At 31.4% G+C, this 26,326-nt stretch carries 55 protein-coding genes and 1 pseudogene; 47 read left to right on the top strand and 9 right to left on the bottom strand.

The window, feature by feature from the left end; all coding sequences use genetic code 11:
* Window positions 1-64: 64 nt before the first annotated feature.
* The 3 genes from FQB35_RS09990 to FQB35_RS09980 form a co-directional block, all read right to left on the bottom strand.
* Window positions 65-355, bottom strand: coding sequence for a hypothetical protein (locus tag FQB35_RS09990; RefSeq protein WP_148809782.1), 291 nt, complete (start codon window positions 353-355; stop codon window positions 65-67).
* Between the two features lie 100 nt (window positions 356-455).
* Entirely contained in the window at window positions 456-1,388 is a 933-nt protein-coding gene (locus FQB35_RS09985) for a hypothetical protein (protein WP_148809781.1), read from the bottom strand.
* Between the two features lie 444 nt (window positions 1,389-1,832).
* Window positions 1,833-2,270, bottom strand: a complete 438-nt coding sequence (locus FQB35_RS09980; protein ID WP_168198310.1) for a helix-turn-helix domain-containing protein — start codon at window positions 2,268-2,270, stop codon at window positions 1,833-1,835.
* 135 nt (window positions 2,271-2,405) lie between these two features.
* On the opposite strand from FQB35_RS09980, the gene FQB35_RS09975 reads away from it, so the two are divergent.
* On the top strand, window positions 2,406-2,636 hold the full coding sequence (locus tag FQB35_RS09975; protein WP_148809779.1) for a helix-turn-helix transcriptional regulator: 231 nt from the start codon (window positions 2,406-2,408) through the stop codon (window positions 2,634-2,636).
* Between the two features lie 100 nt (window positions 2,637-2,736).
* Here the strand turns inward: FQB35_RS09975 and FQB35_RS09970 are convergent, their stop codons facing one another.
* The gene (locus FQB35_RS09970; RefSeq protein ID WP_148809778.1) at window positions 2,737-3,048 is read right to left on the bottom strand and encodes a helix-turn-helix domain-containing protein; all 312 of its coding nucleotides are present in this window, start codon (window positions 3,046-3,048) and stop codon (window positions 2,737-2,739) included.
* A 189-nt stretch (window positions 3,049-3,237) separates the two neighbouring features.
* Here FQB35_RS09970 and FQB35_RS09965 point away from each other — a divergent pair, with 189 nt between their 5' ends.
* Entirely contained in the window at window positions 3,238-3,429 is a 192-nt protein-coding gene (locus FQB35_RS09965; protein WP_148809777.1) for a helix-turn-helix domain-containing protein, read from the top strand.
* 41 nt (window positions 3,430-3,470) lie between these two features.
* Window positions 3,471-4,157, top strand: coding sequence for a BRO-N domain-containing protein (locus tag FQB35_RS09960; RefSeq protein WP_148809776.1), 687 nt, complete (start codon window positions 3,471-3,473; stop codon window positions 4,155-4,157).
* 43 nt (window positions 4,158-4,200) lie between these two features.
* Here the strand turns inward: FQB35_RS09960 and FQB35_RS09955 are convergent, their stop codons facing one another.
* Together FQB35_RS09955 and FQB35_RS09950 are read right to left on the bottom strand one after the other, a co-directional pair.
* Window positions 4,201-4,524 carry a hypothetical protein gene (locus FQB35_RS09955; protein ID WP_148809775.1) on the bottom strand — a complete coding sequence of 108 codons (324 nt, stop codon included), beginning with the start codon at window positions 4,522-4,524 and terminating at the stop codon, window positions 4,201-4,203.
* 5 nt (window positions 4,525-4,529) lie between these two features.
* Window positions 4,530-4,838, bottom strand: a complete 309-nt coding sequence (locus FQB35_RS09950) for a helix-turn-helix domain-containing protein (RefSeq protein ID WP_148809774.1) — start codon at window positions 4,836-4,838, stop codon at window positions 4,530-4,532.
* A 166-nt stretch (window positions 4,839-5,004) separates the two neighbouring features.
* Here FQB35_RS09950 and FQB35_RS09945 point away from each other — a divergent pair, with 166 nt between their 5' ends.
* Window positions 5,005-5,220 (top strand): helix-turn-helix transcriptional regulator, encoded by a 216-nt coding sequence (locus FQB35_RS09945; RefSeq protein ID WP_148809773.1) that lies wholly within the window; start codon window positions 5,005-5,007, stop codon window positions 5,218-5,220.
* A gap of 62 nt (window positions 5,221-5,282) precedes the next feature.
* Window positions 5,283-5,465: a hypothetical protein gene (locus FQB35_RS09940; RefSeq protein ID WP_148809772.1), complete on the top strand. Its 183-nt coding sequence runs from the start codon at window positions 5,283-5,285 to the stop codon at window positions 5,463-5,465.
* A gap of 181 nt (window positions 5,466-5,646) precedes the next feature.
* Here FQB35_RS09940 and FQB35_RS16040 read toward each other — a convergent pair whose 3' ends face one another.
* Both FQB35_RS16040 and FQB35_RS09935 read right to left on the bottom strand, forming a co-directional pair.
* Complete coding sequence (locus FQB35_RS16040) at window positions 5,647-5,820, bottom strand: hypothetical protein (protein ID WP_207707284.1); 174 nt, start codon at window positions 5,818-5,820, stop codon at window positions 5,647-5,649.
* A 1-nt stretch (window position 5,821) separates the two neighbouring features.
* Window positions 5,822-6,139 carry a helix-turn-helix domain-containing protein gene (locus FQB35_RS09935; RefSeq protein ID WP_269902683.1) on the bottom strand — a complete coding sequence of 106 codons (318 nt, stop codon included), beginning with the start codon at window positions 6,137-6,139 and terminating at the stop codon, window positions 5,822-5,824.
* 159 nt (window positions 6,140-6,298) lie between these two features.
* Here FQB35_RS09935 and FQB35_RS09930 point away from each other — a divergent pair, with 159 nt between their 5' ends.
* From FQB35_RS09930 to FQB35_RS09790, 37 genes and pseudogenes are all read left to right on the top strand, one after another.
* On the top strand, window positions 6,299-6,505 hold the full coding sequence (locus FQB35_RS09930; protein WP_148809770.1) for a helix-turn-helix domain-containing protein: 207 nt from the start codon (window positions 6,299-6,301) through the stop codon (window positions 6,503-6,505).
* An 85-nt stretch (window positions 6,506-6,590) separates the two neighbouring features.
* On the top strand, window positions 6,591-6,788 hold the full coding sequence (locus FQB35_RS09925; RefSeq protein ID WP_148809769.1) for a helix-turn-helix domain-containing protein: 198 nt from the start codon (window positions 6,591-6,593) through the stop codon (window positions 6,786-6,788).
* Window positions 6,789-6,834: 46 nt separating this feature from the next.
* On the top strand, window positions 6,835-7,026 hold the full coding sequence (locus FQB35_RS09920) for a hypothetical protein (RefSeq protein ID WP_148809768.1): 192 nt from the start codon (window positions 6,835-6,837) through the stop codon (window positions 7,024-7,026).
* A complete protein-coding gene (locus tag FQB35_RS09915; RefSeq protein WP_148809767.1) occupies window positions 7,023-7,817 on the top strand; it encodes a phage antirepressor N-terminal domain-containing protein in 795 nt (264 codons plus the stop codon). Before FQB35_RS09920 ends, FQB35_RS09915 begins: the two co-directional genes overlap by 4 nt.
* A gap of 15 nt (window positions 7,818-7,832) precedes the next feature.
* Entirely contained in the window at window positions 7,833-8,093 is a 261-nt protein-coding gene (locus tag FQB35_RS09910) for a ubiquitin (protein ID WP_148809766.1), read from the top strand.
* A 16-nt stretch (window positions 8,094-8,109) separates the two neighbouring features.
* Window positions 8,110-8,307, top strand: coding sequence for a hypothetical protein (locus FQB35_RS09905; RefSeq protein ID WP_148809765.1), 198 nt, complete (start codon window positions 8,110-8,112; stop codon window positions 8,305-8,307).
* Window positions 8,308-8,523: 216 nt separating this feature from the next.
* Window positions 8,524-8,664: a Spo0E family sporulation regulatory protein-aspartic acid phosphatase gene (locus FQB35_RS09900; protein WP_148809764.1), complete on the top strand. Its 141-nt coding sequence runs from the start codon at window positions 8,524-8,526 to the stop codon at window positions 8,662-8,664.
* Complete coding sequence (locus FQB35_RS09895; protein WP_148809763.1) at window positions 8,661-8,960, top strand: hypothetical protein; 300 nt, start codon at window positions 8,661-8,663, stop codon at window positions 8,958-8,960. Before FQB35_RS09900 ends, FQB35_RS09895 begins: the two co-directional genes overlap by 4 nt.
* Window positions 8,953-9,075: a hypothetical protein gene (locus FQB35_RS16425; protein ID WP_269902682.1), complete on the top strand. Its 123-nt coding sequence runs from the start codon at window positions 8,953-8,955 to the stop codon at window positions 9,073-9,075. Before FQB35_RS09895 ends, FQB35_RS16425 begins: the two co-directional genes overlap by 8 nt.
* Entirely contained in the window at window positions 9,069-10,061 is a 993-nt protein-coding gene (locus FQB35_RS16210) for an ATP-binding protein (RefSeq protein ID WP_231701773.1), read from the top strand. Before FQB35_RS16425 ends, FQB35_RS16210 begins: the two co-directional genes overlap by 7 nt.
* An 18-nt stretch (window positions 10,062-10,079) precedes the next feature.
* Window positions 10,080-10,244 (top strand): hypothetical protein, encoded by a 165-nt coding sequence (locus tag FQB35_RS16205; protein WP_231701772.1) that lies wholly within the window; start codon window positions 10,080-10,082, stop codon window positions 10,242-10,244.
* A gap of 68 nt (window positions 10,245-10,312) precedes the next feature.
* Window positions 10,313-11,047, top strand: a complete 735-nt coding sequence (locus tag FQB35_RS16200) for a hypothetical protein (RefSeq protein ID WP_231701771.1) — start codon at window positions 10,313-10,315, stop codon at window positions 11,045-11,047.
* On the top strand, window positions 11,048-11,296 hold the full coding sequence (locus FQB35_RS09885) for a hypothetical protein (protein WP_148809762.1): 249 nt from the start codon (window positions 11,048-11,050) through the stop codon (window positions 11,294-11,296).
* Window positions 11,297-11,299: 3 nt separating this feature from the next.
* On the top strand, window positions 11,300-12,205 hold the full coding sequence (locus tag FQB35_RS09880) for a recombinase RecT (RefSeq protein WP_148809761.1): 906 nt from the start codon (window positions 11,300-11,302) through the stop codon (window positions 12,203-12,205).
* Complete coding sequence (locus tag FQB35_RS09875; RefSeq protein WP_148809760.1) at window positions 12,205-12,942, top strand: MBL fold metallo-hydrolase; 738 nt, start codon at window positions 12,205-12,207, stop codon at window positions 12,940-12,942. The genes FQB35_RS09880 and FQB35_RS09875 overlap by 1 nt, the downstream gene beginning before the upstream one ends.
* Window positions 12,943-12,994: 52 nt before the next feature.
* Window positions 12,995-13,129: a hypothetical protein gene (locus FQB35_RS16420; RefSeq protein ID WP_269902681.1), complete on the top strand. Its 135-nt coding sequence runs from the start codon at window positions 12,995-12,997 to the stop codon at window positions 13,127-13,129.
* Between the two features lie 4 nt (window positions 13,130-13,133).
* On the top strand, window positions 13,134-13,664 hold the full coding sequence (locus FQB35_RS09870) for a hypothetical protein (RefSeq protein ID WP_148809759.1): 531 nt from the start codon (window positions 13,134-13,136) through the stop codon (window positions 13,662-13,664).
* A 52-nt stretch (window positions 13,665-13,716) separates the two neighbouring features.
* Entirely contained in the window at window positions 13,717-14,007 is a 291-nt protein-coding gene (locus tag FQB35_RS16035) for a hypothetical protein (RefSeq protein WP_207707283.1), read from the top strand.
* The gene (locus tag FQB35_RS09860) at window positions 14,000-14,554 is read left to right on the top strand and encodes a hypothetical protein (protein ID WP_148809758.1); all 555 of its coding nucleotides are present in this window, start codon (window positions 14,000-14,002) and stop codon (window positions 14,552-14,554) included. The genes FQB35_RS16035 and FQB35_RS09860 overlap by 8 nt, the downstream gene beginning before the upstream one ends.
* A gap of 30 nt (window positions 14,555-14,584) precedes the next feature.
* On the top strand, window positions 14,585-14,761 hold the full coding sequence (locus FQB35_RS15880; RefSeq protein ID WP_168198309.1) for a hypothetical protein: 177 nt from the start codon (window positions 14,585-14,587) through the stop codon (window positions 14,759-14,761).
* Window positions 14,762-14,763: 2 nt separating this feature from the next.
* On the top strand, window positions 14,764-14,937 hold the full coding sequence (locus FQB35_RS15875; protein WP_168198308.1) for a hypothetical protein: 174 nt from the start codon (window positions 14,764-14,766) through the stop codon (window positions 14,935-14,937).
* A 4-nt stretch (window positions 14,938-14,941) separates the two neighbouring features.
* Complete coding sequence (locus FQB35_RS09855; protein WP_148809757.1) at window positions 14,942-15,121, top strand: hypothetical protein; 180 nt, start codon at window positions 14,942-14,944, stop codon at window positions 15,119-15,121.
* Window positions 15,121-15,510: a RusA family crossover junction endodeoxyribonuclease gene (locus FQB35_RS09850; protein WP_148809756.1), complete on the top strand. Its 390-nt coding sequence runs from the start codon at window positions 15,121-15,123 to the stop codon at window positions 15,508-15,510. The genes FQB35_RS09855 and FQB35_RS09850 overlap by 1 nt, the downstream gene beginning before the upstream one ends.
* Before the next feature lie 38 nt (window positions 15,511-15,548).
* On the top strand, window positions 15,549-15,674 hold the full coding sequence (locus tag FQB35_RS16415; protein ID WP_269902680.1) for a hypothetical protein: 126 nt from the start codon (window positions 15,549-15,551) through the stop codon (window positions 15,672-15,674).
* Window positions 15,632-16,186: a putative HNHc nuclease gene (locus FQB35_RS09845; protein ID WP_333473062.1), complete on the top strand. Its 555-nt coding sequence runs from the start codon at window positions 15,632-15,634 to the stop codon at window positions 16,184-16,186. The genes FQB35_RS16415 and FQB35_RS09845 overlap by 43 nt, the downstream gene beginning before the upstream one ends.
* A gap of 13 nt (window positions 16,187-16,199) precedes the next feature.
* A complete protein-coding gene (locus tag FQB35_RS09840) occupies window positions 16,200-16,403 on the top strand; it encodes a hypothetical protein (RefSeq protein ID WP_148808825.1) in 204 nt (67 codons plus the stop codon).
* Between the two features lie 14 nt (window positions 16,404-16,417).
* A pseudogene (locus FQB35_RS16195) lies at window positions 16,418-17,449 on the top strand (nucleoid-associated protein).
* Window positions 17,450-17,486: 37 nt separating this feature from the next.
* Entirely contained in the window at window positions 17,487-17,723 is a 237-nt protein-coding gene (locus FQB35_RS09825) for a hypothetical protein (RefSeq protein ID WP_148809753.1), read from the top strand.
* A 265-nt stretch (window positions 17,724-17,988) separates the two neighbouring features.
* Entirely contained in the window at window positions 17,989-18,702 is a 714-nt protein-coding gene (locus FQB35_RS09820; protein ID WP_148809752.1) for an adenine nucleotide alpha hydrolase family protein, read from the top strand.
* Window positions 18,703-18,752: 50 nt separating this feature from the next.
* A complete protein-coding gene (locus FQB35_RS09815) occupies window positions 18,753-18,995 on the top strand; it encodes a hypothetical protein (RefSeq protein WP_148809751.1) in 243 nt (80 codons plus the stop codon).
* Between the two features lie 419 nt (window positions 18,996-19,414).
* Window positions 19,415-19,741, top strand: coding sequence for a hypothetical protein (locus tag FQB35_RS09810; protein WP_148809750.1), 327 nt, complete (start codon window positions 19,415-19,417; stop codon window positions 19,739-19,741).
* On the top strand, window positions 19,741-19,908 hold the full coding sequence (locus tag FQB35_RS15870; RefSeq protein ID WP_168198306.1) for a hypothetical protein: 168 nt from the start codon (window positions 19,741-19,743) through the stop codon (window positions 19,906-19,908). Before FQB35_RS09810 ends, FQB35_RS15870 begins: the two co-directional genes overlap by 1 nt.
* 53 nt (window positions 19,909-19,961) lie before the next feature.
* Window positions 19,962-20,336 (top strand): YopX family protein, encoded by a 375-nt coding sequence (locus FQB35_RS09805; RefSeq protein ID WP_148809749.1) that lies wholly within the window; start codon window positions 19,962-19,964, stop codon window positions 20,334-20,336.
* A 44-nt stretch (window positions 20,337-20,380) separates the two neighbouring features.
* Window positions 20,381-20,542: a hypothetical protein gene (locus FQB35_RS15865; protein ID WP_168198305.1), complete on the top strand. Its 162-nt coding sequence runs from the start codon at window positions 20,381-20,383 to the stop codon at window positions 20,540-20,542.
* A gap of 114 nt (window positions 20,543-20,656) precedes the next feature.
* Window positions 20,657-21,028, top strand: coding sequence for a single-stranded DNA-binding protein (locus tag FQB35_RS09800; protein ID WP_148809748.1), 372 nt, complete (start codon window positions 20,657-20,659; stop codon window positions 21,026-21,028).
* Window positions 21,029-21,047: 19 nt separating this feature from the next.
* Window positions 21,048-21,569 (top strand): hypothetical protein, encoded by a 522-nt coding sequence (locus tag FQB35_RS09795; RefSeq protein ID WP_148809747.1) that lies wholly within the window; start codon window positions 21,048-21,050, stop codon window positions 21,567-21,569.
* A gap of 720 nt (window positions 21,570-22,289) precedes the next feature.
* On the top strand, window positions 22,290-22,472 hold the full coding sequence (locus tag FQB35_RS09790; protein ID WP_148808834.1) for a hypothetical protein: 183 nt from the start codon (window positions 22,290-22,292) through the stop codon (window positions 22,470-22,472).
* A gap of 83 nt (window positions 22,473-22,555) precedes the next feature.
* Here FQB35_RS09790 and FQB35_RS09785 read toward each other — a convergent pair whose 3' ends face one another.
* Complete coding sequence (locus FQB35_RS09785) at window positions 22,556-22,729, bottom strand: aspartyl-phosphate phosphatase Spo0E family protein (RefSeq protein ID WP_148808835.1); 174 nt, start codon at window positions 22,727-22,729, stop codon at window positions 22,556-22,558.
* A 252-nt stretch (window positions 22,730-22,981) separates the two neighbouring features.
* On the opposite strand from FQB35_RS09785, the gene FQB35_RS09780 reads away from it, so the two are divergent.
* The 5 genes from FQB35_RS09780 to FQB35_RS09760 all read left to right on the top strand — a co-directional run bounded on the left by FQB35_RS09780 (window position 22,982) and on the right by FQB35_RS09760 (window position 26,318).
* On the top strand, window positions 22,982-23,173 hold the full coding sequence (locus FQB35_RS09780; protein WP_148809746.1) for a hypothetical protein: 192 nt from the start codon (window positions 22,982-22,984) through the stop codon (window positions 23,171-23,173).
* Complete coding sequence (locus FQB35_RS09775) at window positions 23,139-23,816, top strand: antA/AntB antirepressor family protein (protein WP_168198304.1); 678 nt, start codon at window positions 23,139-23,141, stop codon at window positions 23,814-23,816. Before FQB35_RS09780 ends, FQB35_RS09775 begins: the two co-directional genes overlap by 35 nt.
* A gap of 30 nt (window positions 23,817-23,846) precedes the next feature.
* On the top strand, window positions 23,847-24,146 hold the full coding sequence (locus FQB35_RS09770) for an HNH endonuclease (RefSeq protein ID WP_148809744.1): 300 nt from the start codon (window positions 23,847-23,849) through the stop codon (window positions 24,144-24,146).
* Between the two features lie 109 nt (window positions 24,147-24,255).
* Entirely contained in the window at window positions 24,256-24,615 is a 360-nt protein-coding gene (locus FQB35_RS09765; RefSeq protein WP_231701770.1) for a P27 family phage terminase small subunit, read from the top strand.
* Entirely contained in the window at window positions 24,612-26,318 is a 1,707-nt protein-coding gene (locus tag FQB35_RS09760) for a terminase large subunit (protein WP_148809743.1), read from the top strand. Before FQB35_RS09765 ends, FQB35_RS09760 begins: the two co-directional genes overlap by 4 nt.
* The last annotated feature ends 8 nt before the right edge of the window (window positions 26,319-26,326 follow it).

Below are 26,326 nucleotides of genomic sequence, written 5' to 3'. Positions count from 1 at the left end.
GTTAGTCTTTATATTATTATAATATCATTTTAGATAAAAATAAAAACCACTTTTATCTAGTGGTTTATTTAGCGAGTTTTAGTTTAGCAATATCATAAAGGTTTTCTTTAGTAACTGCTTCTACAGCATTGATTTTATTATCGATACTATCAAGTTTCATATTTGTTTCTGTGCGAAATTCAGTAAGATTTGCAGTTTGGTCATGAACAGTATCAAGTTTTTTCTCAATGCGAAATTGGCCCTTTTCAAGTTTAGTAAGACGTTCATTAGTTTGCATTTGTCCTTCTTTAAGGTCGTTAATATCAGTCTTAATCGTCTTGAGTTCATTTAGTATTTGCTGTAATATTTTTTCCATAGTATTCATCCTTTCAATAAACCATATCCATATTTATATTTTATCATTAGAAAGGCTTTTAGTCACATGGAAATTAATAAAAGCTGTTAAGAAACAGCTTTTATCTTTTAATTTCATACCCTCCTAATATTTTAGGCGAAGCCAATTCTTTTTGATAAGAATCAAAATAATATACCTGAACAGATTTGTCTTTTTCGACTTGTTCACAATTATGTATTAATTGTTCTATTGTTGTAGCTATTTGCTCTGCAAATCTTTCTTTTTCATGTTCAGGAGAAGAATACCAAGAATCACTCACTGTTACTGCCACAGTTGACCAATCCTTATCTTTAAGATATGGTTGTATACTTATAATTACGCCATTACTTTTTTCAATCATGGAATTTAATGTGTCTATAAATAATTTATCTAACTTTTCTTTTACAGCTTGTTTGCTTGGATATGCAACAGTAACAGTTTGTATTTGTCCATATTTAAAACCATCATGTGCATCTACAATTTGATCTCCTTTAGCTTTTTCTCCTTTGGAACCATAAAGATCAATAACATTTGCAGGTTGTGGATGATCTTCTAAATCAAATCTCATTGATGATATTCCGCCTATGTATCCAGTTGGCCAATCTGCAACAGTAAAAGTATAAGTTGCTTTTCCATCCTTAGCTGCAATGAACTCACTTGCAGATTTAAAATTATTCATATCAGCATTGATGATAGAAGTTTCGAATAATGTTCCATCTGGAGCGTTGGTGTTTATTGTGGCAATAATATTTTGCTTGTCTACTTCTAAGGTTAAATCTGCTTTAAATTCTGTAGGATCTTCTTTTTCTTGAATAGTAACTTTTTCTATTTGACTTTCAGTATTGTTTTCTTTTGATGTTTGCTCATTAGGATTTTTATCATTTGAGCTTATACTACTAACGAATATTAAAATAACAATAATAATAAACCACCAACGCTTATAAAATGGTTTCTTTTTTGAATTAGATTTTAATGAATCAACATCATTTTCATTAGTTTTTGTTTTTTTAAACATAAAACACCTCCAAAATTAAAAATTTGCAAAGACATTATACTACTTATTTTATGAAAAGATTATCAAAATTCGTCGATAAAATTAAAATTCTATAAAACGTAAGAATTTATATTAAAAACAATGTCGAAAAATACAAGAAAAAGACGAACGATATCGCTGTAGCGATTTAAAAACATGCTATAATCTTGTGTAGAAAGATTTGATTAGTTTTTTTAAAAATAATTTTGTTGAATTGAAAAAAATGTATAAAAGTGGTAGAATAAAAATCGAACAAACGTTCTATTGTTTACCAGTGGGACCACGCAAAGGGGGACTAAAACATGAAAAAATTAATAGAGAAAATTGCAAAAGAAATAAACGAAAATATTGATGTTCTAAAAATTAAGGAAATATTAGATAAAGAAGTAAAAAGCAACCAAAATCGCTCATAAACTTGGTTGCTTTTTATAATTTAGATAATTCAATTGCTTTTTTTATCATTTTGAAAAGTCTTTCTCTTTTTTCTTCAGAAAGCTCTTCACCAGGCTTAAGTTCACCAGCATCAACTAGTACTTGTATTAGTTCTTCAGCAATTTTTTCTTTTTTAGTAGGTTTATGTTGAGTTGCTGTTTCTTTAAACGTATTTTCAGCTAAGCGATTAGTTTGTAAGAATGAGGCATATCCAGAAATATCCATTAGTACATTTAAATCAATTTTATATGCGTTGCTAATCAATTTAAGAGTTTCTAATGTGGGCTTTACTGGAGCACCACTTCGTGGATCGTTAGCTTTTTCTAAATTGGATAAATAGGTATGACTAATGCCAATCAATTCTGAAGCTTTTCGAATAGATAAGTTTAATTCTTTTCTTTTTGTTTGTAAAAGATGACCGAGTTTTTTCAAATCCATATTTTCACCCCTTGTGTATATTGTAATACATAATTTCCAAAAACAACGAATAATTTATTAAAAAAATGCAAATCATACTTGACAAGACGACAAACAAGATTTACAATAAAATTAAAGGAGGTGTAAAACGTGTATTCCAACAATCTTAAAATTCTTCGCGCAAAGCATAATTTATCTCAAATGGAGTTAGCAAAAAAAGTTGGAGTAAGTAGAAATACGATTAATTCTATTGAGAATAGTAAAAGTATACCAAGTTTAGATATAGCATTAAAAATATCAAGCATTTTTAATAAATCTGTAAATGATATTTTTTTTACCAATTGTGGCAATCAAGATTTACAAAAAGATGGTATCGCCTAACTATATTTTCTCACACGTAACAACACAAAAATAGCTGTAAATCTTGGTAAAGGAGGACAAAAGATGAATAAGTTACAAATCGTAGATCGAAGGGAGTTGTTTATTTTAATGTTCTGATGAACTTGGTTAATTGTTCTAGCTGTTCTGGAGTTAGGTTTTTAGCATGACGTACCAATTCTTTAAGTTCTGGAGTTAGTGTTATTGGTTCTGTGCTTTCGTTAAAAAAATCCGAAAGAGTGATATTTAAAACATTACAAATTTCTATTAATTTTGGTATAGATGGCATACTTTTATTATTTTCTATATCGCTAATGAAACCAGCAGAACTATTTAACTTATCAGCTAACTGCTTCATAGTTAAATTCATTTGTTTTCTTAAGAACCTTATACGATTACCAATAAAATTATTCATAATAACACCTCTTTTTTCGTTTAAAACGAAATATTATAAATTAATATTAAATGAAATTTTAAGAAAAATCAAGTAAATAAGAGGGAAAGAAAGATAAACAACAATATATTCGTTATAAACGAGTATACAACATTTATAAAATTCGCTAAAAACGAATATAATATAGACAACAGCTTTGGAGGTGATAGTTTGAAAAAGCTGAAAGCAATAAGAATACAAAAAGGGTTAACACTTCAAAAGTTATCAGTTAAAAGCAGTGTAGCTATAGGTTATATTGCTGATTTAGAAAATGGTAAAGCAAGCAACCCTTCATTAAACACTCTAAGAAAACTAGCAACAGCCTTAGAGATTGAATTGACCGACCTATTAGACACTGCATAATTAGTTTATACAAATTATCAAATTTTAAAGGAGGACAAAAGATGAACGATTTGCAAATTTTTCAAAGCAGTGAATTTGGACAAGTTAGAATGGTTGAAATCAATAAGAAGCCTTATGCAGTTGGAGTAGATGTAGCTAGAGCATTAGGATATAAAAATCCTAGTAAAGCTGTAATTCAACATTGTAAAGGTATTACCAAAGCGGGAATACCTTCAAAAGGTGGAATTCAAGAAACTAATGTAATTCCAGAAGGCGATATTTATAGACTAATTATTAAGTCAGAGTTACCTAGTGCAGAAAGATTTGAAAAATGGGTATTCGATGAAGTTCTGCCATCAATTCGTAAAAATGGAATGTATGTAACAGAAGTAAAACTGCAACAGAAGATATTTAATGCAATGAAAGTTGAAATGACAAGTTTAGTTGATGAAATAGTAACAGATAAAATCAATCAGATAGAGGAAAAGTGTTCCCAATATTTTAGACCTTTAAGTAAAGAAAAGCAAAATATCTGCAAGTATATCAAGAAAAGACTTGGAATTGATAAGGCAGATGAAGAATATGAACTTGTAAAACAGAGAGTGCTAATTAAATTAGGTGGAGAGAAATGGGAAGATATACCAGTAGAAACATTAGTAAATTCTTTGAATATCATTGATGAATCTATAAGGATCATTAAATCTGACAGGCAAGTTAATCAGTTATCAATATTTGAAATAGCTAATTAACTTATAGAATAAAGGCAAAAAAATAAACCGAACAATGTCCAGTTTATTTAATAATTTGAAGATTTTTCTTTAATTTAAAAATATCTTCTTCGTTTTTAAATTCTTTATGTTTGATAAAAGCAATATCGTCAGAAAGTTTATCAATAATTTCTAGATGTCTATTGGCATTTTTAGTGTCTAATTCAATAAGATGATCTTTGATTTCTTGTTGTCCTTGCTTAAGACTTGTTACATCAGTTCTGAGATTTTTGATTTCAGATTCAATGTTATCAAGGCGTTGATTGGTATGTGTTTGACCTTCTTTAAGAGTGCTGATATCTTTTTGCATTTGTTCAAGTAAGTTTAATATTTTTTCTTCATTTGACATTTTAATCATCCTTTCTGAATCGTTTTAAAGACTTCTGTAAAGGCTTTGATTTGTTCAGGGGATAAACCTTTAGCACTATCTAAAAGTTCTCTTAAATCATCACTGAGAGCATCAGAGCTATCTGAAAAGAATTCTGATAAAGAAATATTAAGAACACTACAAATTTTATATAGATTCTCTAAAGAACATTTTTTAGAACCATTTTCAATACCAGATATGAAACTTTGAGCTACACCTATTTTAGAAGCTAATTGACTAGATGTCATACCAAGAGATTTGCGTAATTCACGAATTTTTAAACCAATATTCAGCATTTTTTATACCTCCATAACCTTAGGGTTATAAGAAAATAATATCACTTTTAGTATATAGATTTCAATAAATTTTGAATAATATCACCTAAAAGTGATAAAAATATAGTTGACATTATAACTAATAGGTGATAATATTAAACCGATAAAATAACTAGGGGGTGATAATATGATTAATGAGATAATTAATAATTTAAAAAGTATACGTATTAAAAATAGGATTACAATGGTTGAGTTATCAAATAAAACAGGTATAAGTCAAAAACATATTTCAAACATAGAAAACTTTAAAACTACTCCTAGCATAGATACACTACAAAAATTAGCAGATGGTCTAGGGTATAAAATAGAACTATCACTTATTGGTGATAAGAATACTGCTTAACTTATTTTCTCACACTTAACAACACAAAAATAGCTGTAAATTTTGGTAAAGGAGGGAAGAAGATGGATTTAGAGCAGAGGATTAAAAAACTGGAGCAACAAATGAGACAAATAGATATGAGATTCATGGCTATTAGATGTATAGAAGCAGAAAACTCCATGTACTTACATAATAGAGTAGTAGTGTTTATATTTGGAATAATTTTTGGAATAATCTTTGGGCGGATACTAGAAATATTCTTTTAGTGTTTGCCTAAATAGTAACCAATTAAAAGGATAGTAATATTCCAAAAACATTGAAAAATAAGTAACGAGATACTAGAGCGTTTTTTATGGTAATATTCCCAACCTTTATTAGTTAAGTGAATGATAAAAGTTTCTTCTTCGTTATTATCACCATATTTTTGTTGAGCAAGATTTATGAGACCTAAACGTTTAATACAATAAGTTGAATTTGTTTATGTTCTTTTGAAATAGGTAAAAACCAAGTTTTTTTGCATACATCATCAAAAAACATTGGGACTACACCTAGAAAACCAATACTTTTAACATTATAAATTACTAAAGTCCTTAAAAGAAAATAATGAACAATTAAATACACGCTATTTACCTTCCTTCATAGCTTTAATAGTTATTTTAATAGCTTCAAGCTGGGAAGGTGTAAGGCCTTGAAGTTCTTTAATAACATCATCAATAGAAATGTTGTTAGAATCATGATCTTTGAAAAATTCAGATAAAGATATGTTAAATACTTTGCAAATTTTTTCCAAAGTATCAAATTGAACCATATTTACATTGTTTTCGATACGGCTCAATTGAGGTTGAGTTAGATTAATTTTTTTAGCTAACTCAGTCATATTCATCTTATTTTGTTTCCTTATATTACGAATGCGAGAACCGATATCAAACAATTTAATCACCTTATTATCTATGCGTTAAAAGCATATTTATTTATATCCATAATAACCCAATAATGAAAAATAAACAAATATTGAATAAAAAATATACTAAATACGCATAATTTATATTGACAATATACGTAAAACGAATATAATAATAATTGAAAGGAGGTTCATGTTTTGAGAAATATAGGAGAACGAATTAAGCACTTTAGAAATAAACAAGGCATCACACAAGTAAAATTATCTGAAATAACTTCAATAGAACAAACAGTGATCAGTCGTTATGAAAATGGAGTAATAGTACCACCAATACCTAAATTAGAGAAAATTGCTAAAGCCTTAAAAATACCATTAACCGAACTGTTAAAAGACCAATCAGCTTAGATATAGTATTCCACATTAATAATTCAAAAATAGCTGTAATTCTTGGAAACAAAGGGGGCAATAGACAAAACAGGAGTTGAAATAGATGAAACTATGTATTAAAGAAGTTCGAGAAGAAGTAGGGATAAGGATTACAGAACTAGCAAGAAGATCAGGAGTAAGCCAAAGTTATTTGAGTGAACTGGAAGCAGGTAAAAAGAAAAATGTTTCTATGACTATACTTTGTAGATTAGCAAAAGCTTTAGACGTTCATGTATCAGTTTTATTTAATTGTGATGAATAGTACAAACTAGAAAATTCATAAAAATTTAATAAGAGGAGGGGGTGCATTGAAGGTTATCATACATGGATCTATAAAAGATGCATCTGAGATATTAACAGAGCAAATTTTCTATATTATTCGAAATAGAGTTGATCAATATGCTAAAGAAAATGATTTGACCGATAAAGAGAAAGCGATAATATACAAGCAGTTTATTGAGGAATTAAAAAAAGAAGAACAAAGGGGGAACGAAAGATGAAAAATGATTTGGTTGTTAAGGAAGTAAATTTTAATGGTGATGTTTTAGTTGCTGTTAAAAGCAATAGTACAGGAAAAATATTTACAGGTGTTAAGTGGATTTGCGAAGGATTAGGGTTAGATGTCAGAAGGCAAAGAGAAAAATTACAAGAACATCTAACTCTAAAAAAGGGAGTGTCTACCCTGCCACTACCTTCAAATGGAGGGATACAAAATACTTTAGCGATTGAACTAGACTTCCTTCCTTTATGGTTAGCAACAATTAATCCAGCTTTGGTAAAAGAAGAAATCAAAACTAAGTTAGTAGAGTACCAATTAAAAGCCAAAGATGTTTTAGCACAGGCATTTTTACAGCAGAGTAAACCAGTCTGCATAGAAGATGTCTTGATCCAATCATTACAAGAAATGAAAGCTATGAGAATGGAAATAGCAGTAGCAAAAGAAATAGCTGTAACAACAAAAGAAGAAGTGCAAGGAATAAGAGATGTAATAGTAATAAATCCAAGATCAGAATGGAGAAAAGAAGCAAATAGAGCATTAAATGCTATAGGGAGGAAATTAGGAGATTTTAAAAATCCTAAAGATGAATCCTATAGAGCATTAGAGGAAAGAGCAAAATGCAAGCTGAGTATTAGACTTAAAAACTTACAGAGCAGAGCTTTAATGAATGGAATGACTAAAAGCAAAGTTGATAAATTAAACAACTTAGATGTAATAGAAAACGATACAAGGCTTAAAGAAATTTATATAGCGATTATAAAAGAAATGGCAATTAAATACGGTGTTGCTTAGAAAGGATGATTAAAAATGATAAAAACAAAAGACATGAACTTTGAGATTTTTACAGGGACAATGCTTTACATTACTATAGATACTTTTAGATTTATATTTGATGAAGATACTTTTTATCTAACAGTAGAAATCGAAAACAATGGAGAATTTGAATTTTTAGAAGAAGTAGAGCTAGATGAAGCAATTGTAAATCATAATGATTTAAAAAGAGTAGCTTTAAACTGGGTATTCAAAAATGTTGAAATAGTGAAGGAATTAGAATCAGAACAAGCCTAGAGAGGGGGTGAAATAAATGCTTAGCGAAATAGCAGAAAATAGACTGATTGAAATTATACGAGAGCATACCAAGCTCGCAGAAGAGTTTGCTAATTTCCCTGCTAATGGCGGAGATACAGCAGAAGAAGCCATACTGATTTCTAGAAGAAAAGCTGAAATTAAAAAGAGGATCGAAGAGTTAAGGGTAGAGAGACAGAAATTACTTGGAAAGTGAGAGGTGATGAATATATGAATTACTGGGGAATATTTTTTATAAGTTTCATCACTATAGCACCGCTAGTACTGGTCTATCTGTTAAGAAATGAACTAGAGGAAAAAGAAAAAAGCACTAAGGTTGCTGCAACAACCAAATAGTGCACTAAAAAAATAAACATCAGTAGTATTATAACAGATTATACAGATTTAATACAAATATAAAGGGGAGCTAGAGATGAATAGCTTAAAAATCGAAAAGAAGAAATTAGATCGTTTGATTGCTAAACATAAAGATCTACAACATCCATTAGTGCAAGAACAGTCTAAGAAAGTAGACAAGCTAGTAGTTGAACATATGAGAGAGGTGACAGCGTGAAATGTAAAGTGTGTGGAAATGAGTTATATACAGATAGTTGGAGTGAATATGATTTTGGAACTGTAGGAACTATCGAAAGATGTGATAGATGTGGATTTTTAGAACACTGGTCATATGGGAGATTGATACTAACGTTAGGGAGAAAATGTTTCTATGATGGTCCCGCACATGGGTACATTGGAGAAGAAGTGAAAAAAGAGTTAGAAGAAGCCTACGAGAAATTTGAGAGAGCAATAAAGAGGACCAGGAAGTATTATAAGAGGTCGGGTAAGTTTAGGAGGAGCAAGCATGCCTAAGAAAATTAAGTTTCGAAACGTTGTAACAGGAACAGTAATAGAAGCTTATGCTGAAATGGCTGAATATTACAAACAAAATCCATGTTGGAAAATAGAGGAGGAAGAAAAATGTTAATAAATATCAAAAGTTTAAGACTTAAGAATTTCAAAGGCATAAAAGATATGAGTATAGACTTTGGGAGAATAACTAATATTTATGGTGAAAATGCGACTGGAAAAACAACAATAGCAGATGCTTTTACATGGTTGCTTTTCGATAAAGATTCAAAAGATAGAACAGCTTTTGATATTAAGACATTAGATAAAAGCGGAAATGTGATCCACGGATTAGAACATGAGGTAACAGGAGTATTGAATGTAGATGGTACGGATATTACATTATCTAAAATCTATAAAGAAAAATGGACCAGAAAAAGAGGACAAGCAGAAAGCCAATTCACAGGGCACGAAACTTTATACAGCATAGATGATGTTCCAGTTAAGAAATCAGAGTACCAAAAAAAGATAAACGAAATTATAAATGAAAATATTTTCAAGCTTATAACAAGTCCACTGTACTTTAGTACGAAGATGAAATGGCAGGATAGAAGAAATGTACTACTAGAAATTATCGGAGATATTACAAGTGAAAGGATTGTTAATTACAAAGCTGATTTGAGACCATTGGAACAATTACTAGGAGATAAAGACATAGACACTCTTAAGAAATCTATATCAGCTAAAAAGAAAAGGCTGAATGATGAAATTAAGTCAATACCATATAGAATAGATGAATTAAACAACTCAATCCAGGAATTAGATTTTGAAGCCCTAGAATTTAGAAAAAGAGGAGTTGCAGCTGGAATAAAAAATATCGATGAAATGCTATTGGATAGATCGAAAGTAAATGAAGAATTTCTTAAAGAGAAGGACAAGCTGTATAAACTTAAATCTAAGCTAAAAGATATTGAATATAAAGTTAAGAGTGAAGCGGAGGAACCGCTTAAACAGTTGAATTCTGAATTAAGAGAAGCGGAAAAAGAAAAAACGAAATTAGATATGGAACTCTACAAAATAAATAATGCAATAGAAACTAAAAGAGAATTTAGTAAACTCCATTGAAAAAAAGAACTTGCAGAGTTGAGGGAGAAATGGAATCTTGTAAATCAAGAAGAGCTCCATATTCCTGAAGATAGTTTTATATGTCCTACATGTAAAAGACCGCTTGAAGAACATGACATTGAAGCTAAAAAAGCTGAAATGATAGAAAAACTTCAATCAAAAATAAAAGCTGAAAAAAACTAGCTGCAATAAATAATCTTGGGAAATTTAAAAAATCAAAATTAGATGAACATAAAACTGAAAAAGAAAAGTTGAAAGTTGAAAAAGATTTAGCAGTAGCAAGATTAGAAGAAGTAAATGAGATTTTGATTGAAAGAAAGGCTAAAATTGATAATTTCACACCATCTATAGATTTAGAAAATAATCAAGAATATCAAGAAGTGTTGAAGCAGATCAAAGAGTTAGAACAAAAATTTTCTACTCCAGTGGAAATGAATCATGAAATACACGAACTTAAGATGAAAAAGGCAAGTTTAGAAAAAGAACTAGAAGAAATAAACGGACAATTAGCATATAAAGAACAGAACGAGAAAATGAAAGCCAGAATGAAAGAACTACAAGAAAGAGAAAAGCAATTAGCTCAGCAAATAGCTGAACTGGATGGACAAGAGTACTTATGTGAAGAGTTTGTAAAAACAAAGGTTGAATTATTGGAAAGCAGCATAAATGCAAAATTCAAATATGTGAGCTTTAAGCTGTTTGATACACAGGTAAACGGTGGATTGGTAGAAACATGCGAAGCTTTAATAGACGGAGTACCTTTCAGTAATGCAAATACTGCTGCACAGATTAATGCAGGTTTAGATATTATAAATGCGCTTTCAGAGTATTATGATGTACAAGCACCAATATTCATAGATAATCGAGAGAGTGTAAATCAGTTGATTGATTGCAACAGTCAAATCGTGAATTTAATTGTTAGCAAAGATAAGGAATTGAGAATTGAAAATAACGATCTATTAGTTGTTAATTGCGAGGTGATATAAATGGATGAAGTAGTTGTTGTAAAGGTGAGAAGTTGGGAAGACTCGGATTGTTGTACTCATGATGAATTAATCGTAAATGGTAAATCAATCTTTGGTGTACATCCACTATATGAATGCCCAGAAGATGCAATTATAGGTCGTGATCTTATATCTTGTAGTGAAATAGCTAGTTTTCTTGAGAATTTTTTAAAAGAAAATCAAAGGAAAAAAGTTAGGTTTGAATATGTAGAAGGAGAAGAGGAGGAATAGATTATGTCAAATAATGTAGTGACAACAACACAAGAAAAAAATATTACAGAAGAAGTACTAGCGAGAGTTCAGGACCTAAACAAAAAAGGAGAATTAGTTATTCCAAAAGGATATAGCGCAGAAAACGCTTTAAAAAGTGCATATTTAATACTTTCAGAAACTGTAGACAAGGATAAAAAACCAGTACTTCAAACTTGCAGTAAAGCAAGTATAGCAAATGCTTTGTTAGATATGGTTATACAAGGTTTAAGTCCAGCTAAGAAGCAATGTTACTTTGTAGCTTATGGTGGTAAATTACAGCTTATGAGAAGCTACATGGGAACTGTAGCAGTAACAAAAAGACTAAAAGGAGTAAAGGATGTAAAGGCTTATTGCATCTATGAAGGAGACGAATTTGAAACTGAATATAATGTTGATACCGCTGTTCTAAAAATTACTAAATTCAATCCTAAATTCGAGAATATTGATATCAAAAAGATTAAAGGTGCATTTGCAGTAATCGTAGGTGAAAATGGTCCAATTCATACAGAAATTATGAGCATGGCTCAGATAAGAAACTCATGGAATCAGGGGTATGCAAAAGGCAAGAGCGGAGCGCATACAAATTTTACAGAAGAAATGGCTAAAAAAACAGTAATTAATAGAGCTTGTAAGATGTTTGCAAACACAAGTGATGATTCAGATATTCTGATTGGAGCTTTTAATAATTCGGATAAAGCTGATTTTGAAGAAAAAGACAAAGATATGGTGAACGATGTGGAATATGAGGTTAAAGAAGAGATTAAAGAAAAGGCGAACTCAAAGCCTATAGGATTCACTAATGAAACTGTAAAAGATGTTGCGTATGAGGAAATTCCTAAAGCAGATGTAGAGCAGCAACAAACAATAATGGAAGGACCAGGATTCTAATGAAACTGAAAGTATTAGGGAGTGGGAGTAAGGGGAATTGTTATCTCCTTTACTCTCCAAAAGAAACTTTGATTATAGAATGCGGATTACCTTATAAGGCTATTCTGAAAGGCTTAAATTTTAATTTAAACAAGGTGGTAGGGTGTTTGGTTAGCCACGAGCATAAAGACCACTCAAAAGCAATACAGGACTTAATAAAGAACGGAATAGATGTTTATACGAGTAAAGGAACAGCAATGGCATGTGAAGTTACTGGATACAGAGTAAAACTATTAGAAAGTGAGAAGGCAACTAAAATAGGAAGTTTTATAGTGCTTCCATTCAAAACACAGCATGATGCAGCTGAACCGCTTGGGTTTTTAATATATCACAGAGAAATTGGAAGCTTATTGTTTATTACAGATAGCTACTACTGCCAGTATAAGTTTCAGGACCTGAACCATATTTTGATTGAATGCAATTACTCTGATGAAATTCTAAAAGAGAATTTAGATCAGGGATTAATACCAAGAAGCTTAAAGAATAGACTTTTGAAATCACATTTTTCTTTAGGAAATGTGAAAGAATTTCTTAAAGTTACGGACATGAAAACAGTGCAAAATATAATGCTTATACATCTGAGCGATGGAAATAGCAACGAAGCAATATTCAAAGAAGAAATAGAACGGCTTACTGGAAAACCAACATATGTAGCAGACAAAGGATTAGAAATAGAAGTTAGTTTAGGTACATTTTAAAAGTTAAGGTAAAACATTAATATTAACTTTAACTTAAGGAGGGCAACAAACTATGAAGCAAATAACATGGATTGAGCGGGGACATGTTCCCCGCAGGATTAAAAAACGTCAGAAAATCAACAAATGCATATTTATTCTAGCATTAGTATTAGCAATTACAGTAAAGATTATACATTTAATTCAATAGGTTGGTGGTGAAGTTGCAAAAAGGTTGGATTAAACTTCACAGATGCATAAAAAATAATTGGTTATGGGAAGATAAGCCTTTCTCAAAAGGACAAGCGTGGATAGATATTTTGATGATGGTAAATCACGAACCTAAAAAAGTTGCTTTAGGAAATGAATTAATAATTGTAGAAAGAGGCAGCAGGATTACATCAATTAGGCAATTATGCGATAGATGGGGCTGGTCTAATACGAAAGTGAAAAATTTTTTAAAAATGCTAGAGCAAGACGGAATGATAACTCATAAAAGCGACAGTAAAAAAACAGTATTAACAGTAGTAAATTACAGCGATTACCAAGATAAAGAAGATGATAAAAACGACACTGAAACGACAGTAAAACGACAAGCAAACGACACTGAAACGACGCGAAAACACACAAACAAGAATGAAAAGAATGATAAGAATGAAAAGAATGATAAAGAAGATATAAATATAAGCGTCTCACTTAAGTTCGACGAACAATCAATTCAATATAGATTAGCAAAATTATCTTAAGAATTATATTCTAAAAAATAATCCTAAAGCTAAAGTACCTGGATTAAAAGATATGGATAAATGGTCAGTACACATAGATCGTCTAATTAGATTAGATGGTAGAACAGAGGATGAAATTAAAAAAGTAATCCAATGGTGCCAGAAGGATTCGTTTTGGATGACAAATATATTAAGCACTAAAAAGCTAAGGGAAAAATTTGACACATTATTTCTGCAAATGAATAACGAGCGGACAAAGAAGGGTTATGGCAGAGGAAAACAGTTTGAAACAAATACAGAGAAAATTATGGATAGCATGGATTCGATCCAAAGATTCTTAGAAATGGAGGAGGAAGATGGATAAGAAGAAATTTGTTGAGGGGATTATGGCCCTAGAAAGTGTATATGACAATTTTAGAATCCTTAAAGACGAAAGAATCACCATGTTATGGTACAAGATTTTCAAAGAAGATGATCCAAAACTGTTTGAAATGGCTATTGAAACATATATAGCAACGAATGAATTCAAACCAACTCCTGCAGGAATCAGAAAATGCATGGAAAAATTGGCTACAAATTACAATCTAAATGGAGCTGAGGCATGGGGGAAAGTTATGGAACTCATAAAGAAATATGGATGGTACAGGGCAGATGAAGCGTTACAAGAGATAAAAAATGACAGGCCGTTATATCAAGCTGTACAAGCTATGGGGTTTAGAGAGTTATGTGTTAGCGAAAATCTTATGGCAGATAGGGCACATTTTCTCAAAATGTATGAGCAATATATGAAACGTGAATCTGACAAAGTAATGTTGCCAGGAAGAGTACAAAATGATCTAAAACAGTTGCAGCAGGTTGATAGCGTAACGAAACTTCTTACTGAGAAATTTGAAATGAACAAAACATCTTAATGAGTGTAGAAAAAAAAGGGGGGCAGCGACATGAATTATGCTATGGAGTTAGCAGACGGAGTAGTACAACTTGCGCAACAGGGGCAACAGGGCGTGGCCTGGAAGAAGCTACTTGCAGAAGCAAAAGAGATATACGAAAAGAATAGACAAGCCATTAAACAAGAAATTGCGATACAGAAGTTTATAGAAACTGTGAAGGGGGTATAGTTGTGGGATTATTATTCGATATTGCTACAAAAAGAGAAATGCTTTTTCAAAGATATTGCGAACTTAGAGACAAACAGAGCAAAGATGAAAAAGACAGAGTATTAATGAGCAGATTAGTAGCGCAAATATACATTTTAGACGAGGAATTAAAAACTGAAAAAGCTAATAAGAGGTGATTGTGTGAGGTGCGGAGATAAGAAAATCGAATGGAATAGTGAAATTATCAGTTATATGATAAAAAGATTCTCAGAAGGAGCTACATTTACACAGATCGGCAGAGAGATTGGGTGCAGTTGTTGGACTGTTGGAAGAAAATTGCAAGAAGTTGGATTTCTAAAAAAGAAGGTGGAGGAAGATTGATGGGACCAGAGGGACATATACAAACGATATTAACACCTAATGGAAAAATCGAAGATGAACTAAGAATAATAATACCAGATATTCCACCTAGCAATAATAAGTACATGGGTAGGGGTTCAACATACACTCAGGCTTTTTCAGTATCAAGCAGAAAAAGAAAAAAAATGGCAGTCGGTAATAGGTTGGCTAGTCCGAGAACAAAAAAATGGGCTCAGAATCCATTAAAAAAAGGCCGTGGTAGAAATTACCTATTTCTTCAAAAGACAAAAAGACGAAGAGATCCAGATAATTATAGCGGGAAATTCATACTAGATAGCTTAGTTCGAGCAGGAGTGTTGCAAGATGATAGTTTTTGGAAATATCGAATTAATCTTGAAAGGGAATTATGACAAGAAAAATCCTAGAACAGAGGTAAGGGTTAGGAAAAATGAATGAGTATGCTGAAATAGTTGGATACAGAGAACTAGAAAAAGGAACTAGATTATCTGTCATAATTCCTGAAAAAAACACCTGGGGAATATCTCAAAAAGATTTGCAAGAGATGGAAAAGTAAAATCAGAAATACGTCTTGATGACGGAAGAACAATTACAGCAGAGCAAAGAAAAAAGGTATATGCAACTATACGAGATATGGCTACATATACAGGATACATGCCAGAAGAAATGAAAGAACTTATGAAATATAGCTATATATCAGAAACGGGAAGTGATTATTTTTCTCTTTCAAATTGCAGTGTTACAACAGCGAGGTTGTTCATCAATTATATTATAGAATTTTGTTTTCGGTGGAATATACCATTACTGGATCATGGACTAAATCGAACGGATGATATAGGGAAATATTTGTGGCAGTGCTTAAAAATACAAAAATGCGCGATATGTGGAAAAGAAGCTGAAATACACCATTGGGATGCAATAGGAAGAGGGATAGATAGGAAGAAATATGATGATTCAAAACATAGAAAAATAGCATTGTGCAGGATACATCACACTGAGGCACACACGATCGGTAGAGATACATTTGCAGAGAAGTATCATGTGTACGGGATTATCTACAAGGAGTAAAGGGGGGAGCAATGTGGATATAGGAACTGTAGTATTTATAGATGATGTACACAGTGACCTGTATATGAAACATGGAGAAGTTATAGAAATTGCAGCGGATAAAGCTAGGGTTATGGTTGTGCTGAGAGACAAGCTAAATCGAAATATTGTTTGTATTACAGATAAATTTGATATGGACAAGCTGTATGAACATAAAGAAGTTAAAAAGATGGCTTAAGGGGGAACTTGATAATGAGAAATACAGATGCGGTGATGATAAAGAAAGCAATTATTCATGTGTTAGATAGAAATGGAGATGCACCAATCCTTACAGATTATGAACAGGAGATCAATGAGGATATCCATGAATTTTTAGAAAAACATATTGTGAAATCACTAGGTAGTGAAGAAAACAGAAAAGGGAAGTTTAGAGGTGGATCAACGATTGTTAAAGATTCATGTGCAGCAATATTTAAGAACAAAGAAACATTTATCGAAGCTTCAAAGGATATTGCAAACCAGTTGTTTAAGGCGATGAAAAAGGATAACAACATACCTTCTGCTGATTTAGTGATATGTTTATATACAGCAAAGGATAAGAACTACATAGGCATATTGAAACTAGATTACAAAAAGTCATTCATCCATAATGTTGAATTTGAAGAGGACAAGCTTAAGACATCTATAGTGCCACAAATGATAGGTTTGCCTGGAATGAGCCAAAAAGTTACAACAATGTGCTTTTTGTAAAAAGAAATAGATGAAGAGGATGAATATGATCTAATTTTCTTGGATAAGCAAGTTTACAGTGACGATTTTGAGCAGCTATTTTCAAATGTATTTCTGAACTGCAGATCACTGATTGATGATAGGGATAAGACGAAGATTTTTAAAAATGTTACTGAAAAGTGGACTAGAAGAAACCTAAAAGAAGACATAGATAAGGCTCAGGAAGTAAGAGAAGAAGTTATTGCATCCATGAAAAATTGCGCTGAGATAGATGTTGAAAAGTTTGTACAGAGTGTTTTTGGTAATGATGTTGAAATGCAGCAAAATTTTATACAACACCTTGAAAGAGAAGGGATTCAATTAGAAAAAATTGAGATTGATAAAAAATGGGTTGAGAAAAAAATGAAAAAGAGAATTATGAAAACAGATACAGGTATAGAGATAAAAGGAGAGTATGAGGATTTAGAAGATAAAATGAAATTTGAAATAGTAAGGAATGGAGATGGAACGGTAAATCTGATTATAAAAAATGTTAGAAGTATGATGGAAAGGTAAGCGGAAACGTTGTAGTTAGTGGTGGGGAGAGATGAAAATGCCAGATTACTTTTGGGAATGGTATAAAAATAAAGGGTATAATCGGCTACTAGATAAGGAAATATGTTTTAGAAATAAGACATTTTTAATTGGATGTTGTATAGAGTATCTTACAGAAAAAGGACAAAAAATAAACAATTTGCAGGGACAAAACAATTTAGATGAAATTTTTGGAATATTTGACATTGGGCGTAGCATGGACAAAAATAGAATATTAGTGGTGGTGGGAGTATGAAAAAATATAATAGATTCACTTTTCTAAAGTCCTGGTAAACCAGGTTGTGGAGGATTGAGGACACATCACATGTCCAATAGGAAGTCCAACCATGCGAAAGCATGATCCGTGCAGGGTGAAAAACAAAAGCGTAAAACTTGCTCATGGTAGCGTCGGTGATGTAGGACAAAAGACTTAATGGCGTGGGAAGCCTGAGCAGGTGACCTTTCTGAGATTGTGAAATACAATCAAAAAGGAAGGTTAGAAAAAGTGAAAACATATAGTAATGTTTAGCGGAGGAGCGAGTTCTAGTTATACAGCATATTTGGTTTTACAAGAACAAAAGAAAGAAGATGTTATATTATTACATACACCAACTTATTCAGAACATAAAGATGCAGATAGATTCAGACATAAAGTAGCTAATTTTCTAGGATTACCAATAACTGTAGTTGGAGATGGTAGAGATATATGGGATTTGATAGAAGATAATAATTGTTTACCAAGTTTTCATATACCATTTTGCACAACAGAGTTAAAGATCAAGCAATCGAGGAAGTTTTTTAAAATGTTAAGCGAGGATTTTATAGTATATTTTGGATACGGATCAGATGAATGGAATAGGGTACAAAAACAAAAGATTAGGTTTGAAGCAGAGGGGATTAAATCAAGGTATCCAATATTTGAGAAGAAAATTTCAAATGATGAAATAAAAAATATTATTCGCAACGAATGGAAAATATGTTTACCAGAAACGTATAAATACTTAAAGCATAACAACTGTATTCCGTGTTTTAAAGGTGGTAAGGGACATTTTAGAAAAGTAGCAAAGTATTATCCGGAAAAATTTAAAAGAGCAATGGAGATAGAAGAGAAGATAGGACATACGGTGTTCAAAGATTGTACACTAAAAGACATTTGGGATGAAGTACAGGCAGGAAAACTACAAGAATCTATGTTTGATGATGATTTTGGAATACCTTGTATGTGTGCTGATTAATGTGGGGCTGACTCCAGTCCTGCTGAATAAAATTAACGGAGGTATATTTTATGGGATATGAAGTAGGTTATACAAGCAGTACAGAAAGTGGTAAGTGTATAATATGCGGAAAAGTTTCTGGAATATATTTGACTATAAACCAACATCAAGAATTAAAAACTAAATACAATAAGATAAATTCAAGTATATTAATACCTGTATGTCTTGAACATTATAACGTAGTAGCAGAACAAAAAGAAATACTAATATATCACTTAGAAGTAATCAATAAGTTTTTAAAGTCGTTAAAATAAGATTCCACAGCGAATAGACCATATTGCTAACATATGGTGGAAAGTGAGGGGTAAATATGAGTATACAAGCACATAGATGCAATCAAGACAATTGCAACGGATTTATATTAGCTGAAAAATGCTGATTATAACTATGAACATGCAATGAAAAAAATAACAATGGTATTCTTGATAGATGTAAATGTACTGAATGTGGCAAAGAATTTGTAATGGTAGTAGCTCATGTATTAGTTGAAGTTGACGAAGATGATATGTTGGTTGATGAGCTTCCTCAATGTGATATTAGGGAATATGAAAAATCTCAAATTAGAAAGTGAGGGAGGTTGAGTAAAAAAATGAAAAATTGAGGAAAAAAATTAATTTGTAGAAAAAATGGAAGCGTTGTAGAGTTAATGATCGGCAATAGATGTATAGGGGATATGTTTAATCCTCTAATTGCACAAGAAATCGTAAAAAGAGTGAACAAGTATGAAAAATTTAAAAAAGAAAATAAAAAACTAGAAGAAGAATTAAAAGAATATAAAGATTGTGGGATGATGCAAAATCAAGAAAACCATAATTTAAGCTATAAATTAGAACAGTCACAAGCACTAAATCGTGAGTTAGTGAAAGTCATTAAAGAATATAAGAATTTTATAGATAAATTAGATTTAGACGATTATATGTTAGAGCAAGAGTATATCGATACTTATTTGACTGACATTACAGATAAAGTATTAGCAAAAACAGAGAAGGTGATAGAGTAATGAAGAAATTTGATTTATGTATTGCAGATTGTAAACAGTGTAATGGTATAAATGTAGAGTATATAGAAAGAAATGTGTACAAATGCAAAGAGACAGGAAAAGTTTTATTGTATATGATGTCGACAAAGAAGTTACGAGAAATTAAGTCAGATAAGGTGATTGAATAATGGAACAATTCTTGCGGTTTTGAGGAATTTGAGGAACTGGAGAGTGAAAAAATATGAGAGAAATTAAGTTTAGAGGATTTAGCATAGATGGTTTAGGTTGGGTATATGGGTTACCCTGCTATGATGAGTACGGAGTAATAACGGAAATATGTTTTTACAAAGATTTTTATAATGGTGTACAGTTTGAAGATGTTATCCTTGAAAGCATAGGACAATATACAGGGTTAAAGGACGTGAATGGAATGGAAATTTATGAGGGAGATATTATTACAGATAGTAGAAAAAGATTGTTCAAGGTTGAATGGAATGATTGGGGATGGTTTAACAGACCGATTACAAATGAAACAAGCTATCCATTTTTTAACAATGGAATAATGAAATACATGGAAATTATCGGAAACATATATGAAAATCCAGAATTGCTGTAGAAAGAATAATTTGTCAATCAAGAATTAAAGAGGAGGTAATACTGATGAATAATATAGAAAGATTATATAAAAATATTAAGATTTTAGTTGATACAAATATGTTAGAAGAAGAATTCAAAGTGTTTGCGGAAGAAAATTCTGATGTAGAAACCATAGAAGAACTAAACAATGTGATAGAAACGGAAATTTCTTATTGGGAAGAATAATTTTACAATAGAACAAAATCTAAGAGATATAAAGCAGATTGAAAATAGTATAAATCTAAAGTAAAATCCAACTGCTCCTGGGATATGCCTGGGAGCGAAAGGGGGAATGCAAAAATGAACAGTGTTAATCTTATAGGAAGATGGACAAAAGATCCAGAAATGCGATTTACTCAAAACGGAAAAGCATTAACAAAAGTAAGTATAGCTGTTAATAGAACTTTTGGAGAAGGAGCAGATTTCTTTGAAGTTGTGATATGGGGAAAGATTGCTGAGAATACAGCACAATATACGAAAAAAGGTAGCAAAGTAGGAATAGAGGGTAGGCTACAACAGGAAATATGGGAAAAAGATGGACAGAAAAGAAGTAAAGTTGTGATAGTAGCTGAGAGAGTAGAATTTCTTGATAATAAAAATAGCCAATCCAATCCCAATAATGAAATAGATGGATTTCAAGCAATAGATGATGACGATGATATACCATTTTAAGCATTAAGGGGGCAAAGCAATGGAGGACATTCAATATAGAAGAACAGAAGGAATATTATATAGGCATTTTAAGAAGATCAAGAGGATCGAAAGATTAAAATACGATATAGAGAATACAAAGCAGACTATACATAAGATACAACAAGACCTTAGGAATGTTAATGTAGAGTTATCAGATTGTGTTAAAGCTATAGATTATAGCCAGGACAGAGTACAATCTAGTATTGTTACATCAAGTGCTGTAGAAAGAGAACTAGAACGAATTACAGACAAGTTACTGAATGAACTTAAATATAAAATCCAAAGGAAATATAAGTTAAAAGCAAGATTGAGAAAAATAGAGGAAGATGTTAAAAGGATTGAAAAAATACTTAGTGATCTTACCGAAGAAGAAATGCAGATTGTAGAATTGAAATATGGAGACAATTGCACCATAAGAACTATAGAAAAAATTTTATATTCTAAAGGAATACCTTGTAGTCATATGAGTATATGGCGTAAAAAAGATAAAATAATTGAATATATACATAGTCAGTTATGATACAAAAACGTTACAAGGTTGATACAAGCAAGGATATAAAATATAGTATACTATTAGGTGTAGAAGTGGTTACTCCCCCTGATATCTTCTAATAACTAAGGCAGTCGAGAAATCGGCTGTCTTTTTCGTATAAATGAGGTGATCGCATGGAATTGCACAGATGCAAAGTTAAATTTCATAAAGGTAAGATAGTATGTGCATCAGAGATTCTATGTTCAGATTGCCCTGAAAAAGATAAATGTGAGGATATAGATGTTTATTTAGATGATAAATATTTTGGGAGTAAAGATTGTATGAGCCATGATTCTTATACGAGGAAAAATAAGCGGATCAGGCAGAAAGGGTGGGGGAAATGAGTATACCTGAGAAAATATGGGGTATTAAATAGAACTATTGCAAGATGTGTATCACGCGGTGTAAATGATTATCATAATAAAAGAAACAAAGATAATAATACAAAAACTAAAGATGAAATAAGTGAAAAAGGAAGCTTATTAATAGAAATTGGAATATTTTTTGGCGTAGGATTTGTATTGTTTGGAAGAGGAGAATATTGGATGTATAATAATATTTATTAATTTTGCTTTAGCTGGTTTGCTTAATCATGAAAATAAATAAGTAGTCAATAAGTTAAACGATTTGTGTCGAAATTTGCGAGTGGAATATAAAGGATACTGTTTTCTTGTAGAGAATTCTAATAATTAGGAAGGAGGAGGACGTATGGGAGATAATGATAAAAAAGTAGCTGACAATTCTTTTGAAGCATCTGAAAATCTGAAAGATCATGTGGCAGGTGCTATAGACAAAGCTTCGAAAGGAGATTTTGCAGGAGCAGCTAAAGATGCAATGGATGCTGTTGGGGATATGGCACAAGTTGCAGGACATGTAGTAGAAGGAAATTAAAAAGAGCCAACCGGCTCTTTTTTCATGCAAAAATTCAAGTAGCACAACAGGTTAAATCAAATTTAACGTGCTACAATTATTTGTTATTTTTGCATACTATCATATTTTGATAGTAATTTATCCAGTAATTGGCTTAATTCAATTACTTCTTGATCCAGTAAATTTTCTTCTTTATGCTTGATTAATTCGTTTAGTGCAAATCTAGTTTGTTCAATCTGATCTAAGAGAGATTTTAATTTATTGTTATATTTATCCATTTTCCATACTCCTTTTCATTCGTGTATTTAGATTTAACCTGTCGCACTATTGTAAATTCTAATGGAAAAATATAACAAAGAGTAAATCATTTCAAAATATATAGATAATTTAGACACTGTAAAAGGTGTCTTTTTTAATGCAAATTTTTTTAGGTTTGCAGGATAACAACCTGCCACCTCTTAGGAGTTACGCATGGTGGGGTAAGTTCCTACCACTCCTAGTTATCAATAAAATTCTAGGAGGTAGTCGATATGAGAGTGGCAAAAATCAATGATGTAAAAGTAAAAGTATTTGAGAAAAAAGAATTAATTGAGAAGCTAGGATTTACAGAAGAAGATGCAAAATTAGTTATGAAGTACCAAAAGACATTTCCTGAGTTATTACAGGATGGTGTAGAAGGGTTTGTTATTGACGCTGAAACTTTTATGGGAGCAATTAGGTAAGCCGAATGGGCAATTTAGTAAATGGGCTAATAAAAGAATAAAGGAAGTGTTTAAGAATGGCTTAGAATGGAGTTTTAGCCGGATTAGGATAAAAGATGGTAGACCAAAACAAGTAATAAAATTAACTTTGGAAACTGCTAAACATGTAGCAATGGCTACTGGTTTAGATGGCAATTCGAGTAAAAAAGTAAGAGAAAAGGGAAATCTCGTTAGAAACTATTTTTATAAAAAAATGGAAAAAAAGCTTTTAAGAGATTATGAGTATTGGATCATGGTTAGAGAACCACAGAAAGAAGGATATAAAAAACTAAGTGAAGTATTAGATACAAATTACCAATTAACCCATGAAGGAAAATCAGCACCTAATTATGTATTTTCTAATGAAGCAGATATGATCAATAGAGCTTTACTTGGTATGTCGGCTAAAAAGCTTCAGGCACTATTGGATACAAAAGATAAAGCAACAAGAGAGCATTTTACTGTGGAGATCAATAAGACTATTTCTGAATTACAGACAATGGATATGGGTTTAGTAATGGCAGGATTTGATTATGAAACAAGAAAAAAGACAATAGCAAATATTTGTAGCACGAAATATAAATATATGCAGCTGATAGTAAAAGAATTAAAGAAAACTGCATAAATTGTAATTTTTCATTTATGAGGTGGTGGTATGGCAAAAGAATTTGCAAAAGCATTTTACAAGAGCAAAGCATGGAAAAAATGTAGAGAAGCTTATATAAAAAGTGTATATGGATTATGCGAAAGATGTGGCAAGCCAGGATATATTGTGCATCACAAAATATTGCTTACATATCAAAATATTAATGACCCAGATATAACTCTTAATTGGGAAAACTTAGAATACTTGTGTCAGAATTGCCACAATCAAGAGCATCATAGAAATTGCAAAGCAACTAGAGAAGGGTTGATGTTTGATGGTGAAGGAAATCTAGTGCAATCCCCCCTATAAAATGTTCCTAGTAAGTTTAAAAAAGACCGGAGTGTGGACCTTCAAAAAACACACAGGTCATTTTCACATGACCCCCACCCTTAAGACGAAAAGAAAGAAGGTGAAAGATGTGATTAAAAAAGAACTTACAGAAAAAGATAAAGCGATTAAGAAAGAAATAAGCAGACTTAAGCGGATATTGAAGGAGTTAGACAAAAATAAAAGGGATTCAGCAGAAGGACTTATTCAGGAAGCAGCTTTCATGAGAGCAACTCTTCAAGAATTAAAAAAGTCAATAGACAAAAATGGGCCAATAGATGAGATGCCGCAAGGAAAATATTCTATATTAAGGGAACATCCAGCTTTAAAATCTTACAACACTATGATACAGAGATATACAACAGTCTGTAAGGAAATCTTCAATCTTTTGCCAAAGGAGGTACAAAAAGTCGAAGATGATGGATTTGATGACTTTGTGATAAACAAATGAGTGTGGCAAGGAAAATAGTTTATGAATTAACTTACAATCCAATAGTTGAATATTGGGATTGGATTAATTTAAATAAGAAAAACAGAAGGAAAGTAAGCAAAAAAGTATATAAGGTTTATAAAGAACTTATAAAAATAATAAACGATCCTAATAGTGAATGGGAATATGATCCTAAAAAAGCTAATCATGCTATAGAATTCATTGAGAACTATTGCAAGCATTCTAAAGGGAAGCTTGGTGGGAAACCTTTTATATTAGAATTATGGCAAAAAGCTTTGGTTGCAGCTACATTTGGTATGGTTCATAAAATAGATGGTACAAGAAAACATCAAGAAGTTATGTTGATTGTAGCAAGGAAAAATGGCAAATCAACTCTAGCTGCTGCGATAGGATTATATCTACAAATAGCAGATGGAGAACCAGGAGCAGAAATTTACGCATGTGCAACTAAAAAAGATCAAGCGAAAATAATATGGCTTGAAGCTAAAAGAATGGTTAAAAAATCACCAGTGTTGAGAAAAAGGATTAAACCTTTAGTAGCAGAAATGACAAGTGATTTTAACGATTCTTTTTTTAAACCACTTGGTAGAGATTCAGATTCATTAGATGGACTGAATGTTCACGGAGCACTACTGGATGAAATTCATGCTTGGAAAGATAAAAATTTATATGATGTAATAGTTGATGGAACTTCTTCGAGAGAAGAACCTTTAATATTTATAACAACAACTGCTGGTACTGTAAGAGAATCTGTATTTGATATTAAATATGATGAAGCAGAGCAAGTGATAAATGGATACGACGATCCAAATGGTTATAAAAATGAAAGATTTTTACCAATTATTTATGAACTTGATAGTAGAAAAGAATGGATTGATCCAGAGTGTTGGTATAAAGCAAATCCGGGGTTAGGGACAATAAAAAAATTGGATCAGCTAGAGAATAAAGTTAATAAGGCCAAAGCTAATTCTTTGTTAGTTAAAAACTTGCTGTGCAAAGATTTTAATGTAAGAGAAACAAGTTCTGAAACATGGCTTACATTCGAACAGCTGAATAACCCAGCTACTTATGATTTAGAAGTCTTAAGGCCACGTTACGGCATAGGTGGAGCTGATCTTTCTTCTACAACTGACTTAACAAATGCAACTGTAATATTTATGGTACAAGGAGATAATACAATTTATGTATTACAGATGTATTGGCTTCCAGAAGATTTATTAGAAAAAAGAGTAAGAGAAGATAAAATACCATATGATATTTGGCGTGATTTAGGGTTATTAAGAACAGTGCCAGGAAATAAAGTTCATTACAAGTATGTAACAGAATGGTTTTTAGAGGTACAAAATGAATACGATATATATATCCCTTGGACTGGTTATGATTCATGGAGTGCTGAATATTGGGTACAAGAAATGAAAAGTTATTTTGGTAAAGATAGTATGGATCCGGTAATACAAGGTAAAAAAACTCTTTCTGGGCCTATGAAAAGTTTAGGTGCTGATTTAGAATCAAAAAGAATTAATTATAACAATAATCCAATACTTAAATGGTGTATTTCAAATACATCAATAGATATTGATAAAAATAATAATATACAACCTATTAAGAGTAATCAAAGAAGAAGAATAGATGGTTTAGCTGGGTTATTAAATGCTTACGTATGTTTAGAAAGACATTATGAAGATTATATAAATATGATTTAAGGGGGTGA

Origin of the sequence: Crassaminicella thermophila, assembly GCF_008152325.1 — a bacterium.
Lineage (GTDB): Bacteria > Bacillota > Clostridia > Peptostreptococcales > Thermotaleaceae > Crassaminicella_A > Crassaminicella_A thermophila.
The sequence above is the reverse complement of the archived record's forward strand: the minus strand, read 5'-3'. Positions and strand labels throughout refer to the sequence as shown.